The sequence below is a fragment of the Amaricoccus sp. genome (genome assembly GCF_036846665.1).
Lineage (GTDB): Bacteria > Pseudomonadota > Alphaproteobacteria > Rhodobacterales > Rhodobacteraceae > Amaricoccus.
Genome location: NZ_DAIUBO010000112.1, coordinates 1 through 12154, shown reverse-complemented (window position 1 = coordinate 12154; position 12154 = coordinate 1). Strand labels below are relative to the sequence as shown.

The window sequence follows — 12154 nt, the reverse complement described above, 5'->3', positions numbered from 1 at the left end:
GTGCGGCTCGCGGTGCTGCCGAAGGAAACGGCGGCGCCCGCGCGCCCCGAGCCCGCTCCCGAGGAGATCCTGCCCAAGCCGCGCAGCCTCGCGGCCTTCGAGAGCCCGCTGCGGCCGCGCGCGCCCAAGGACGCGCCCCGGAGCGAAGACGACCTCATCGAGGCGCTCAGCGCCATCGCCGCCGCCGGGGGCCGTTGACCTATGGCCGCGACCACCGCGGGCCGCCGCGCCATCGGCGGCGTGGGGCTGATCGTGCTCTGTTTCCTGGGCTCCGCGGCGCTGCGCCTCGCCGCGAACGGCCAGGCCTTCGCCGAGGAGATCGGCGTACTGGCCGATTCCGGGGCCGCGGACGGTACCGCCGCGGCCACCTGCCCGAGCACCGAGGATGCCGAGAGTCTGCTCTCCGCGATTCGCGAGCGCGAGGACGAGCTGGCGCAGGAATCGCGCCGCCTCGCCGAGCGCTCCCAGACCCTCAACGTCGCCGAGGCCAAGCTCGCCGAGCAGCTCGCCGCCTTCGAGACCGCACGGAAGAACCTCGAGGCGACGCTGGCCGTGGCCGACAAGGCCGCCGAACGCGACATCGAGCGCATGACCACGGTCTACGAGAACATGAAGCCCGCCGAGGCCGCGAAGATCTTCGAGCGCATGGACGTCGCCTTCGCCGCCGGCCTGCTGGCGCGGGTGCGCCCGGAGGTCGCGGCGCAGGTGCTGGCGGCGATGAACGCCGATTCCGCCTATGCGGTGACGCTGACCATCGCCAGCAGGAACCATGCCGTTCCCACGGAATGACGCCGGCGCTTGAGTGTTTCTTAATTCCCCGCCGGGTAAGACCGGAGGCTTCAGGGGATACGGCGCCGGCGGCGTCCCGAGTTCGCGAGTGACCACATGATCGGCATCATCGGCATCATCATCGTCTTCGTGATGGTCTTCGGCGGCTATACGATCGCCGGTGGCAAGATCGGCATCATCCTGCATTCGCTGCCCTTCGAGCTGATGATGATCGCCGGCGCGGCGCTCGGCGCCTTCGTGATCTCCAACGACAAGCACGGTATCACCCACACGCTGAAGGACGTGAGCAAGGTCTTCAAGGGCCCGCACTGGAAGCCCGGCGACTTCCAGGACCTGCTCTGCCTGATGTTCCAGCTGATCCGCATCGCCCGCTCGAACCCCGTGGAGCTCGACCAGCACATCGAGGATCCGGGCGCCTCGGCGATCTTCAACGCCTATCCGCGCATCCTCGCCGATACCGAGGCGGTGGCTCTGATCTGCGACACGCTGCGCTCGGCCTCGATGAACTACGACGACCCGATGCAGGTCGAGGAGGTCCTGACCAAGCGCATCGAGAAGAACTACACCAATGCGCTGCATTCGGCGCATACGCTCCAGACCATGGCCGACGGCCTGCCTGCGCTGGGGATCGTTGCCGCCGTGCTCGGCGTCATCAAGACCATGGCCTCGATCGACCAGCCGCCCGAGATCCTCGGCAAGATGATCGGCGGCGCGCTGGTGGGCACCTTTCTCGGCGTCTTCCTCGCCTATGGCATCGTCGGCCCCTTCGCGAGCCGGGTGAAGAACGTGATCGACGAGGACCAGCATTTCTACAACCTCATCCGCGAGGTGATGGTCGCCGCCTTGCACAACCACGCGCCCAATATCTGCGTCGAGGTCGGCCGGCAGAACACGCCCGCCGGCCTGCGCCCCTCCTACAACGAGCTCGAAGGCGCGCTGCGCGCCACCAAGCAGAGCCTCGCGGCATGATCCGCACCCTGGCGCTTGCCGTCGCGGCGGGCCTCGCCGCGGCGCCGCTCCATGCGGCCGAGGGCGGCCCGATCCTCAGCGGCGAGCACGCGAATTTCTCCCGCCTCGTGGTCCGCATCGACCCGACCACCGAATGGTCGCTCGAGACCGCGGAAGGCCGGGTCACGCTCTTTATCCCCGGCAGGGAGATCGCCTTCGACGCCGCCCGGATCTTCGAGAAGATCCCCCGGACCCGCATCGGCGCCGTCGCGACCGCGATCGGGCCGAGGGGCACGACCGTTGCGGTCGAGCTCACCTGCGACTGCCGGGTCAGCACGCTTTTCGTCAAGGGCCGGCATCTGGCGCTCGACGTCTCCGACCGGGACGCGGTGCTGCCGGCCCCGGAATCCCAGCCGGTGGCGGAAACCGCCGAGGCGCGGGATCTGCGCGAGGCCGCCGCCGTGGACGCCGCCGAGCAGATCCTGCTGCGGCAGATCGAGCGCGCCGCCGGCCAAGGGCTGATCGAGCTCGCCGACGCGGGTCCGCCGGCGCCGCCGCAAGCCGGGCCCGAAACCGGCGCCGGCACCGCCACGGAGACCGTGCCCGTTCCGGCCGGGGTTCCGCCGGCCCTGCCCGATCCCACCCCGCCCGCGCGCCCCGAGAGCGATGCCGCCCCGACCCTGCCGGTGGCGCTCACCGCCCGCGGGGCGCCGGAGGCCGCCGGCATCGCGGCGCTGCTGGACCTCGAGCAGATCGAGGCCACCACGGTCTTCGACCGCGAGCGGGCCAAGGCCCTGGCGGAGATGGCCGAGCCGGAGGTCGCCGTCGAATGCCTGCCCGACGAGGCGATGGATATCGCCCGATGGTCCGACGGCCGCCCGGCGTTCGAGCAGATCGTCGATCTCTCGAGCCACCTGCTCGGCGAGTTCGATGCCCCCGACCCCGAGACACTGGCGCGCCTGATCCGGATCGACATCCGCTTCGGTCTCGGCACCGAGGCGGAGGCGGTCCTCGCGAGCTTTCCCCAGGACTTCGAGAACCGCGCGCTCCTGCTCGACCTCGCCCGCGCGGTCGAGGGCCGCGCGCTGCCGCCCGAAGGCCCGCTCTCGGCGGCGGTGAGCTGCCCCGGCGCCCACGGGCTCTGGAGCGCCATCGCCAGCAACGGCCCCGCGCTGCCCGACGACGCGGGCTTCGAGACCATCCATGCCGCCTTCGCCGAGCTGCCGCCCGACCTGCGCGGGCTCGTCGGACCGGGGCTGGTCGCCCGGCTGCTCGATGCCGGCCGGACCGAGGCCGCGCGGCTGATCCAGGATACGACCACCCGGCCGGAAACGGCGCAGACCTCCGCCCTGACCATCGTCGGCGCGCGGCTCGCCGCCGCCGAAGGTGACCCGCAGGCCGGCATCCATGCGCTCTCCGCGCTGATCGAGGCCGATGCCGCGGCGGCGCCCGAGGCGCTCCTCCATCTCGCGCGGCTCGCCGCCGATGCCGGCCTCCCTCTGCCCGACCGCCACGTCACCGATCTGCGCGCCGCCGCGCTCCAGGCCCGTGGCGCCGCCCGCGCCGCCGAGCTGCGGCTCCTGCTCGCGGAATCCCTCGCCGTCCGCGGAGAGCTGCCCGATGCCATCGCCGAGATCCGCTCCGCGCTGATCGACCTGCCCCGCGACCCCCGCTTCGCCGAGCTTGCGGTGGCGCTGCTCGCCGCCGCCGATCCCGAGCGCGTGGGCCGCGCCGCCTATGCCGAGACCGTGCTGGCGAGCACCACGCTGGTCTCGGCGGATCCGGCCAACGACCCCGCGCGCCGGGCGATCGCGCGGCGGCTGCTCGACCTGGGCCTGCCCCAGGGGGCGCGCGCGATGGTTGAGCCGGCGGCGGCGCGCGCGGGCGAAGCTGCCCGGCTCCTGCTCGCCGAATCCTGGCTGCGCAGCCGCGAATCCGCCCGGGCCCGCGACATTCTCGCCGGGATCGAGGGGCCGGAGGCCGCCCGGCTCACCGCCGAGGCGCTCGCGCTCGACGGGGATTTCGCCGAGGCCGGCGCGGTGCTGCGCGAGGCGGGCCTGCCGGACGCCGCCGACGCCTACGCCTGGTCCTCGGGGGACTGGCCGCGCGCCCGCGACGAGGCCGCGCCGGATCCCGGGCGCCAGGCCATGGCCGAATTCATGGTCGCGCAGACCGCCCCCGAGGAGGCCCGCCCCGCCTCACCCGACCCCTCCGCGCTCGACGCGGAAGAAGCCTTCGTCGAGCCCCTGCCGGCGCTCGAACGCCCGAGCCTCGACGCCGCCCGCCGCCTGCTCGCGACCGGCCGCCAGGTCGAGGATTTCGTCCAGGCCCTGCTCGCCAAGACGCCGCCCGGCGGCGCCCCGGCCGCGAATTAGGGCCGCCGCTGCAGCACGACCTCGCCGGAGACCGGATCCGTCACGCCCAGCCCCGGCCCGAGATCCTCGAGCCGGTCGCGGAAGGTGTCGAGCGTGGCGATCATGGCCGGCCGCGCCGCGGCGAGCGCCTCCATGCTGTCCCATTCGCCGATCACGCAGAACTCCCGGTCACCGGTCTTGATGACGTTCAGCGACCGCATGCCGTCCATCCCCTCGAGCACGCGATCCCGATGCGATTTCAGGTAGGCCTCCTCGTTTCCCGGCTTCACCCGCATGCGAACAACGTTGAAAGCGGTCATGGCGCTCTCCGTTCCCCAAAAGCCTCGCCGCCCGGGCGGAAGCACCCGGGGGTCGGGGGCGGTCATTTTAGCCGACTCCGGCCTGCGCCTCAACGCGGGGCGCGGTGCTGTCCAGAGCAATCGCACTTGGAACCAATGGTTCCCGGTACGACCGTCCCACCGCGAGATGAGGGCAGCGCCCGCCGGGCCGGACGGTGACGCCAGGCCTGCCCGGCGCCGGAACCCGTCGGTCAGAGCGGCTCCAGATCCCCCGCCGCCCGGCCCGCCTCGAAACCGGCGACGAAATCCGCCAGCCCTCCGGAGGCAATCGCCCCGCGCAGGCCGGCCATCAGCTCCTGATAATAATGCAGGTTGTGCCAGGTCAGCAGCATCGAGGCGATGATCTCGCCGGCCTTGAAGACATGATGCAGATAGGCCCGGCTGTAGGACCGGCAGGCCGGGCAGGTGCAGTCGGGATCGAGCGGGCGCGGATCCTCGGCGTGGCGGGCGTTCTTGATGTTGACCGCCCCCCGCCGCGTCAGCGCCTGGCCGGTCCGCCCCGAGCGCGAGGGCAGCACGCAATCGAACATGTCCACGCCGCGCAGCACGGCGCCGACGATGTCGTCGGGCTTGCCGACCCCCATCAGATAGCGCGGCCGGTCCCCGGGCAGCATGCCCGGCGCATGGTCGAGCACCGCCAGCATCGCCGCCTGCCCCTCGCCCACCGCGAGACCCCCGATGGCATAGCCGTCGAAGCCGATGGCGCGCAGCGCCGTCGCGCTCTCCTCCCGCAGGTCCCGCTCCAGCCCGCCCTGCTGGATCCCGAAGAGCGCATGGCCGGGCCGGTCGCCGAAGGCGTCGCGCGAGCGCGCCGCCCAGCGCATCGACAGCGCCATGCTCGCCGCGATGGCATCGCGTGTGGCCGGCAGCGCCGGGCATTCGTCGAAGGCCATCACGATGTCCGAGCCGAGCAGCCGCTGAATCTCCATGCTCGATTCCGGGCTCAGGTGATGCCGCGCGCCGTCCACATGCGAGCGGAAGGTCACGCCCTCCTCGCTCAGCTTGCGCAGTTCGGCGAGGCTCATCACCTGGAAGCCGCCCGAATCGGTCAGGATCGGCTTCGACCAGTTCATGAAGCGGTGCAGGCCGCCGAGCCGGGCGATGCGCTCGGCGCCGGGACGCAGCATCAGGTGATAGGTGTTGCCGAGCAGGATATCCGCGCCGGTCGCCGCGACGCTCTCGGGCAGCATCGCCTTCACCGTGCCCGCCGTGCCCACCGGCATGAAGGCCGGCGTGCGGATCGCGCCGCGCGGGGTCGCGAGCACCCCGCTGCGGGCCTTGCCGTCCCTGGCCTCGATGGCGAAGGAGATGCCGCGTGTCATGGCCGCCCTGCTAGGGGCATTGTCGCGCGGATGCAAACCTCCCCGCGACGGATCGCGCCCGCCCGGCAATCGCAGCCCCCCTCCGGCGGCTCCGTCTTTACGGGACGGCGGCATTCCCTATATAACTGGTCGGGAATAAGGGAGATCGCGCGTCATGACCGCCCAAGCCAATGCCCCGCTGGAAGGCACGCCGCTGATCCGGCCCTCGACCACCGATCACCCGCTCTATGACGAGGTCGTGGCGGCCTGCCGGACGGTCTTCGATCCCGAGATCCCGGTGAACATCTACGACCTCGGGCTGGTCTATACCATCGAGATCGGTGGCGAGGGCGACGTGGATGTCGCCATGTCGCTCACCGCCCCCGGCTGCCCGGTGGCCGGCGAGATGCCCGGCTGGGTGGCCGATGCGATCACCCCGCTGCCGGGCGTGCGCCATGTCAATGTCGAGCTGGTCTGGGAGCCGCAATGGGGCATGGACATGATGTCCGACGAGGCGCGGCTCGAACTCGGCTTCATGTAGGGCTTGCCGGATCGCGACCGCCCGCCCATTCTCTGACCGTCCGAACCGGCCGGATCGCTGATGACCCCTGACCCCCTCGCCGTGCTGACCGGCGATCTCGTCGGCTCCTCCCGCCTCGGCGGGACAGCGCTCGATGCGGCGATGGCGGTGCTCGGCGAAGCCGCCGGCGCGACCGCGAACTGGGCCGGGGACGGCCCCCCCGCCCGCTTCACCCGTTTCCGCGGCGACGGCTGGCAATGCCTCGCGCCATCGCCGGCGCTCTCGCTGCGCATGATGCTCTTCCTGCGGGCCCGGCTGCGCGCCCGCGGCGCGGATCTCGACACCCGCATCTCGGCGGGGATCGGCCCCGGCAGGCTGCCGGCGACGGGCGATCTCTCCGCGGGCGCCGGCCCGGCCTTCGAGACCTCCGGCCATGGGCTCGACAGCCTCGGCCGCGCCGCCCGGCTCGGCCTGGACTGGCCCGGCGGCCCCGCCGCGCCCGCAGTTCTCGCGGCCCTCGTGGCGCTCTGCGACGAGGTCTCGCGGCGCTGGACGCCGCGCCAGGCGCGGGTCTTCGCGGCGCGGCTGGTGCCCGACGCCCCGCCCCAGGCCGAGATCGGCGCGGAGTTCGGCATCAGCCAGCAGATGGTCGCCAAACATCTGCGAAGCGGCGGCGACTGGGCGCTCCGCCGCGCCCTCGCGGCGCTGGAGGGCGGAACCGGCGATGACGAGTGACATCCTCAAAAGGTTGTTTCCGCAGATACAAACCCAGGAGGTTGTAATCCCCCGGCCCGGACCGACGCGGCCGTGACCCTGATCGAGACCGCCATCGCGCTCACGCTCGGCCATGTGCTCGCCGATTTCACCATGCAGAGCGACCGCATGGTGCAGAACAAGCGCGACCCGCTGGTCCTGCTCGCCCATGTCGCCATCGTCGCTGTGGTGAGCTGGGCCGCCCTCGGCTTCGCGCCGCGCCCCGTGCCGATCCTCGTGATCGCGCTCAGCCATTACGCCATCGACTGGATCAAGCTGCGCCACGGCGGGCCGGGCTTCACCGCCTTCGCCGCCGACCAGGCCGCGCATCTCGCGATGATCGGCCTCGCCGCCACGCTCTCGCCCGATGCCTGGAGCGCCGGGCTCTGGGGCATGACCCTGCCGGCGGCGGCGGAATGGCATGTGCCCCTTTCTGCGGCCATGACCCTCGCCGCCGGGCTGGTGGCGGCGGTCTGGGCCGGCGGCTACGCCGTGCAGGCGCTGATGCACGGGCTGAAGTACCCGCTCGACCCCGCCGAGGACGAGAGCCTGCCACGGGGCGGGCAGCTCATCGGCCGGCTGGAGCGACTCATGATCTTCATGCTGGTGCTCGCCGGACAGGCCGGCGCCATCGGCTTCCTGATCGCCGCCAAGTCGGTGTTGCGCTTCAACGAACTGGCCCGCGACCGGGAGCTCCGCACCGGCGAATACGTCATCATCGGCACGCTGGCGAGCTTCGCCTGGGGGATCGGCATCGCCTTCGCCACCGTGGCGGTGCTGGCCCGCCTCGCCGGGACTTGAGCGGGACCGCCCGGCGCACTACCTTGAACCCCGAAAGTAACAGGAACCGCCCAGCGATGTTCGGCATTCCCGGCAAGCCGCCCGTGACCCTCACCGAGGCCGCCCAGAACCAGATCCTGCGCCTCATGGCGCGGGGCGGCAGCAAGGGGCTGCGCATCGGCGTCAAGAAGGGCGGCTGCGCCGGCATGGAATACACCATGGAATACGTCGACGAGATCGCGCCGCATGACGAGGTGGTCGAGAGCAACGGCGCGCGGGTGATGATCGCCCCCATGGCGCAGATGTTCCTCTTCGGCACCGAAATCGACTATGCCAACGGCCTGATCGAATCCGGCTTCCGCTTCAACAACCCCAATGTGACCGAGGCCTGCGGCTGCGGCGAATCGATCAAGTTCGCAGGCACCTGACATGGCCGTCTCCTCCGGGACGCGCGCCTTCGTCCTGGAGCTCTTCGCCGATCTCGGGGCCGTGACCGCCCGCGCGATGATGGGCGGGCTCGCTGTCTATTCCGCGGGCCGGATCTTCGCGATCGTCGGGCCCGAGGACCGGATCTATCTCAAGGCCTCCGGCCCGCTCGCCGCGGCGCTGGCCGATGCGGGTTCCGAGCAATTCGCCTACGACAAGGCCGGCAAGTCCACGCGCATGGGCTACTGGACCCTGCCGGATGCCGCGATCGACGACCCGGAGGCCGCCTGCAACTGGGCACGGCGCGCGCTGTCCGCGAGCGGCGGCTTCCCCTGAGCCGAAGCCTCTGCTACCCAGCCCCGTCCCGATTGGCTCGCCGCCGCGCCCCTCGCCCACCCGTGTCTCCCGAACGGGCCGGGCGGAGACGGCCGGTATGCGCCGCCGCAGCAGCAGGAGCCGCGCATGCCGCCTCGCAAACTCGTCGCCGGAAACTGGAAGATGAACGGTCTCGCCGCCTCGGCGGAGATGCTCGAGACCTTTCGCCGCGCCCACCCGGCGCCGGCCTGCGACGTGCTGGTCTGCCCGCCCGCCACGCTGATCGCAGGGCTCGCCGGGCGCGGCACGGCGCTCGGCGGGCAGGATTGCCACCCCGAGGCCAGCGGCGCCCATACCGGCGACATCTCCGCGGAGATGCTGCGTGACGCCGGTGCCGAGGCGGTGATCCTCGGCCATTCGGAGCGCCGGACCGATCACGGCGAGACCGATGCGCTGGTGGCGGCCAAGGCCGCCGCCGCCGCCCGGGCCGGGCTGACCGCCATCGTCTGCGTCGGCGAGACCGAATCCCAGCGCGACGCCGGCCGGGCGATGGAGGTGGTCGGCGGGCAGCTCGCTGGCTCCCTGCCGCCGGAGGCCGACCCCGCCGGCCTCGTCATCGCCTACGAGCCGGTCTGGGCGATCGGCACCGGGCGCACCCCGTCCCTGGCCGAGATCGGCGAGATGCACGATTTCCTGCGCGCCCGACTGATCGAGCGCTTCGGCGCCGAGCCCGGCGCGGCGATCCGCCTGCTCTACGGCGGATCGGTCAAGCCGGGCAATGCGGCGGAGATCTTCGCGGTCGGCAATGTCGGCGGCGGGCTGATCGGTGGCGCGTCGCTCAAGGCCGAGGATTTCGGCGCGATCGTCGCCGCCGCCGGCTGATCACACCGCCTTGCGCAGCGGCCGGACCGCCGGGATCTGGTAGTGGATCGCCAGACGCTCCAGCGCGATCTTGAGCACGATCTTGCCGGAGCGCGCTGACCAGCCGAGACGCTTTTCTGCCGTTTCAAGACCTTCCAGGAAGCAGCAGATGCGGAACACGATGTCCGAGAGCCCCGGGCCCAGCGCCTCGAGCGCCTTGGCGACCCGCACGCGGGCATCCGAGGGGCCTTCGGCCGGCCCGCGGGGCACGGGCGCCGAATCGCGCCCGCCCGCGGTCAGGAACCGCTCCCAGTTCTGAGTCGTGCGCGGCCCCATCTGCGCCAGTTCGAAATCCTCGCGCAGACGCTCGCCCGCCTCGATCAGGTCGGGCGTGAGATAGGCCTCGCCGCCCTTGTCGCGCTTGCGGCCCAGGACCGAAAGCGGGCTCTCGGCGAGATTGAAGCGCAGGGTGCGCTCGCCCGAGCCATCGCTCGCCATGACCGTGCGCTCGGCATAGAGGCGATGCTGCTCCTGGAACGGGCTTGGCGCCTCGGCGAAACCGTCTTTGGCGGCCCGCGCCTGCCGCTCGTCGGTCAGTAGCCGCTTGAGCGCCGCGCGCCCCGCCGCGGTGATCTCGTAGCAGGCGATCTTGCCCGCGCGGCTGCAGGTGATCCAGTCCTGCAGCGCGAAGGCATGGGCCACGTCGCGGTCGACCACGGCGATCCGGTTCTGCCGACCCGGAACCACCTCCCGCAGCACGACGGCCTTTTCCATCTCCGGCGAGACCGCGAGGATGGCGCCCTTCTCGCAGAGGCGGCGCAGGATGCGACGCGCCTCGCGCTCGATGCGCGGGTCGGGGTCGGACTTCGGCGAGACGACCGGCTTGGGCATGGATGCAAACTCCCTGGATACGGCGGAACGAACGGATTCGGCGGTTGCGACGCGCGCGAGGCTCTCCAGCGCCTCGTCGACCAGCGGGTCATCCCGCCGGGCTTCGAGGCGCCGGATCTGGCGCAATACCGTGGAGGCATGGCAGCCCTTGGCCCGGGCGAGGGCCCGGATCGGAAGCCCCCCGGCGGTGTGGGCGAGATAGGTGAGCGCGCAGTCCGGAATCCACTCCGGCAGTTGCGCTACCATGGCCAGACACCATGCGATGCTTCTAGAAAAGCCTCGGGATTGAAGGTCACGGCAGATACCTCAATCGCTGCAATTTTCGCAAAAATCTACTTAAGGTTGATTCGTGAAAGAAACCTTAAATGGAACAAAAAGCGAATTGTTCTGGTAGTTTATGAGTCAAGGCCACCGTTCGGTGTAAACGAAAATCGAGCAACAGGCCACAACCTGAGCGATTATACCCCCACGACGAACACCGATGAGGGACCAGAAGATGACCGATTTCGCCTCCGTGCTCACCGCCCTGCGCCGCCCCAAGATCCTGATCCGCGCCGCCCGCGCCGGGGTCGTGGACTACCGCCGCGAACGCGACCTGCGCCGGCTTCTGCGCACTGCGCGGTTCCAGGCGAACCGGCCGGCCCTCGACAGCCTGATCGCCGAGGAGAACCGCCTGGAGACCAACCGCACCTCGGGCGAGGCGACCTACAGCATCCAGCGCCACGTGGCGGTCCTGACCGCGCTGATCGCCGAGGCGCGCCTGCTGCCCGCGGCCGGCCGGCCGGCCTGACCGACCGCCGCGGCGAGCGGCCCTCCGGACGGCAGCCTCCCACCGGCCTGCACAGCGGGCTTGCCTTCCCGGCCCGGCTGGCGTCTTCTGCATGGCGTGAAGGGTCGCCTCATCGTCGCCTCGAATCGCACCGCCAGCCCCGGCGCACCTCCGGTCGGCGGGCTCGCGGTTGCGCTCTGGGATGCACTCAGCGAGCGCGGCGGCGTCTGGTTCGGCTGGTCCGGCGACACGGTCGAGCGCGAGACCCGCGGCGTGCGCCTCTTCGCCGAAGGCAACGTCGATTTCGCCCTCGCCGACCTGACCGAGAGCGAGCTCCAGGGCTATTATCTCGGCTATGCCAATCGCGCGCTCTGGCCGGTGTTCCACTACCGCGTCGATCTCGCGCAGTTCGACGAGCACGATTTCGCCAGCTACGAGAAGGTCAACCGCCGCTTCGGCCGGGTGCTGGCGCAGCTGACCCGGCCCGACGACACGGTCTGGGTGCACGATTACCATTTCCTCATGCTGGGCCAGGAGATGCGCCAGTCCGGCTGGGACGGGCCGATGGGATTCTTCCTGCACATCCCCTTTCCCGCCCCCGAGATCTTCACCGCCCTGCCGCAGCACCAGCGCCTCGCCCGCGCGCTCTGCGCCTTCGACCTCGTGGGCTTCCAGACCGACCGCGACACCGCGAACTTCCGCCGCTACCTCACCGAATATTGCGGCGCGAGCATCGAGCCCGACGGCGCGATCACGGTCTTCGACCGGAGCCTGCGCGCCGCCTCCTTCCCGATCGGCATCGACGCCGAGGAGATCGCCACCCTCGCCGAAAGCGAGGAGGGCCGCTCGGCCGCCAGCCGGCTCGGCAAGATCATCGACAACCGCTCGCTGGTGATCGGCGTCGACCGCATGGATTATTCCAAGGGGCTGCCCCAGCGCATGGAGGCCTTCGGCCGCATGCTCGACGACCACGAGGAACTGCAGGGGCGGGTGAGCTTCCTTCAGATCGCACCGCCCCCCCCCGAGGCGGGGGACGCCTATCAGGGCCTCCCCGAGCAGCTCGACCTCCCCCCCCGCCCCCTTAACGG

Annotated in this window: 15 protein-coding genes; 12 read left to right on the top strand and 3 right to left on the bottom strand. The window is 71.3% G+C overall.

Annotated elements, in window-relative coordinates; all coding sequences use genetic code 11:
• From V7050_RS12065 to V7050_RS12050, 4 genes are all read left to right on the top strand, one after another.
• Positions 1–198: hypothetical protein (locus V7050_RS12065; RefSeq protein ID WP_324410582.1), on the top strand; the 198-nt coding region annotated here is incomplete at its 5' end.
• A 3-nt stretch (positions 199–201) separates the two neighbouring features.
• Positions 202–789: a MotE family protein gene (locus V7050_RS12060; protein WP_324366976.1), complete on the top strand. Its 588-nt coding sequence runs from the start codon at positions 202–204 to the stop codon at positions 787–789.
• A gap of 96 nt (positions 790–885) precedes the next feature.
• Positions 886–1758: a flagellar motor stator protein MotA gene (gene motA, locus V7050_RS12055; RefSeq protein ID WP_324366974.1), complete on the top strand. Its 873-nt coding sequence runs from the start codon at positions 886–888 to the stop codon at positions 1756–1758.
• Positions 1755–4112: a hypothetical protein gene (locus V7050_RS12050; protein ID WP_324366972.1), complete on the top strand. Its 2358-nt coding sequence runs from the start codon at positions 1755–1757 to the stop codon at positions 4110–4112. The genes motA and V7050_RS12050 overlap by 4 nt, the downstream gene beginning before the upstream one ends.
• Here the strand turns inward: V7050_RS12050 and V7050_RS12045 are convergent.
• The gene (locus V7050_RS12045) at positions 4109–4411 is read right to left on the bottom strand and encodes an antibiotic biosynthesis monooxygenase (RefSeq protein WP_324366970.1); all 303 of its coding nucleotides are present in this window, start codon (positions 4409–4411) and stop codon (positions 4109–4111) included. The genes V7050_RS12050 and V7050_RS12045 overlap by 4 nt on opposite strands.
• A 230-nt stretch (positions 4412–4641) precedes the next feature.
• A complete protein-coding gene (gene tgt / locus V7050_RS12040) occupies positions 4642–5772 on the bottom strand; it encodes a tRNA guanosine(34) transglycosylase Tgt (RefSeq protein ID WP_324366968.1) in 1131 nt (376 codons plus the stop codon).
• A gap of 154 nt (positions 5773–5926) precedes the next feature.
• Here tgt and V7050_RS12035 point away from each other — a divergent pair, with 154 nt between their 5' ends.
• The 6 genes from V7050_RS12035 (at position 5927) to tpiA (ending at position 9427) form a co-directional block, all read left to right on the top strand.
• Positions 5927–6292, top strand: a complete 366-nt coding sequence (locus V7050_RS12035; RefSeq protein ID WP_324366966.1) for an SUF system Fe-S cluster assembly protein — start codon at positions 5927–5929, stop codon at positions 6290–6292.
• Positions 6293–6352: 60 nt separating this feature from the next.
• Complete coding sequence (locus tag V7050_RS12030; protein ID WP_324366964.1) at positions 6353–7006, top strand: hypothetical protein; 654 nt, start codon at positions 6353–6355, stop codon at positions 7004–7006.
• 72 nt (positions 7007–7078) lie between these two features.
• Complete coding sequence (locus V7050_RS12025) at positions 7079–7825, top strand: DUF3307 domain-containing protein (protein ID WP_324366962.1); 747 nt, start codon at positions 7079–7081, stop codon at positions 7823–7825.
• 56 nt (positions 7826–7881) lie between these two features.
• The gene (locus V7050_RS12020; RefSeq protein ID WP_324366960.1) at positions 7882–8232 is read left to right on the top strand and encodes a HesB/IscA family protein; all 351 of its coding nucleotides are present in this window, start codon (positions 7882–7884) and stop codon (positions 8230–8232) included.
• Position 8233: 1 nt separating this feature from the next.
• The gene (locus V7050_RS12015; RefSeq protein WP_324366958.1) at positions 8234–8566 is read left to right on the top strand and encodes a TfoX/Sxy family protein; all 333 of its coding nucleotides are present in this window, start codon (positions 8234–8236) and stop codon (positions 8564–8566) included.
• 126 nt (positions 8567–8692) lie between these two features.
• On the top strand, positions 8693–9427 hold the full coding sequence (gene tpiA, locus V7050_RS12010; RefSeq protein ID WP_324366955.1) for a triose-phosphate isomerase: 735 nt from the start codon (positions 8693–8695) through the stop codon (positions 9425–9427).
• Here tpiA and V7050_RS12005 read toward each other — a convergent pair whose 3' ends face one another.
• Positions 9428–10543, bottom strand: coding sequence for a DUF6456 domain-containing protein (locus V7050_RS12005; protein ID WP_324374663.1), 1116 nt, complete (start codon positions 10541–10543; stop codon positions 9428–9430).
• Between the two features lie 250 nt (positions 10544–10793).
• Between V7050_RS12005 and V7050_RS12000 the strand changes: the two genes are divergently transcribed.
• Together V7050_RS12000 and V7050_RS11995 are read left to right on the top strand one after the other, a co-directional pair.
• On the top strand, positions 10794–11087 hold the full coding sequence (locus V7050_RS12000; RefSeq protein WP_324366951.1) for a DUF6477 family protein: 294 nt from the start codon (positions 10794–10796) through the stop codon (positions 11085–11087).
• 96 nt (positions 11088–11183) lie between these two features.
• Positions 11184–12154 (top strand): alpha,alpha-trehalose-phosphate synthase (UDP-forming) (locus V7050_RS11995; RefSeq protein ID WP_324410579.1); only part of this gene is annotated, 971 nt, incomplete at its 3' end.

Coding starts and splice junctions, on each gene's coding strand:
- V7050_RS12020 (WP_324366960.1), top strand. CDS start 7,882: ATGTTCGGCATTCCCGGCAAGCCGCCCGTGACCCTCACCGAGGCCGCC.
- V7050_RS12045 (WP_324366970.1), bottom strand. CDS start 4,411: ATGACCGCTTTCAACGTTGTTCGCATGCGGGTGAAGCCGGGAAACGAG.
- V7050_RS12050 (WP_324366972.1), top strand. CDS start 1,755: ATGATCCGCACCCTGGCGCTTGCCGTCGCGGCGGGCCTCGCCGCGGCG.
- V7050_RS12035 (WP_324366966.1), top strand. CDS start 5,927: ATGACCGCCCAAGCCAATGCCCCGCTGGAAGGCACGCCGCTGATCCGG.
- tgt (WP_324366968.1), bottom strand. CDS start 5,772: ATGACACGCGGCATCTCCTTCGCCATCGAGGCCAGGGACGGCAAGGCC.
- tpiA (WP_324366955.1), top strand. CDS start 8,693: ATGCCGCCTCGCAAACTCGTCGCCGGAAACTGGAAGATGAACGGTCTC.
- V7050_RS12060 (WP_324366976.1), top strand. CDS start 202: ATGGCCGCGACCACCGCGGGCCGCCGCGCCATCGGCGGCGTGGGGCTG.
- V7050_RS12015 (WP_324366958.1), top strand. CDS start 8,234: ATGGCCGTCTCCTCCGGGACGCGCGCCTTCGTCCTGGAGCTCTTCGCC.
- V7050_RS12000 (WP_324366951.1), top strand. CDS start 10,794: ATGACCGATTTCGCCTCCGTGCTCACCGCCCTGCGCCGCCCCAAGATC.
- V7050_RS12005 (WP_324374663.1), bottom strand. CDS start 10,543: ATGGTAGCGCAACTGCCGGAGTGGATTCCGGACTGCGCGCTCACCTAT.
- V7050_RS12030 (WP_324366964.1), top strand. CDS start 6,353: ATGACCCCTGACCCCCTCGCCGTGCTGACCGGCGATCTCGTCGGCTCC.
- motA (WP_324366974.1), top strand. CDS start 886: ATGATCGGCATCATCGGCATCATCATCGTCTTCGTGATGGTCTTCGGC.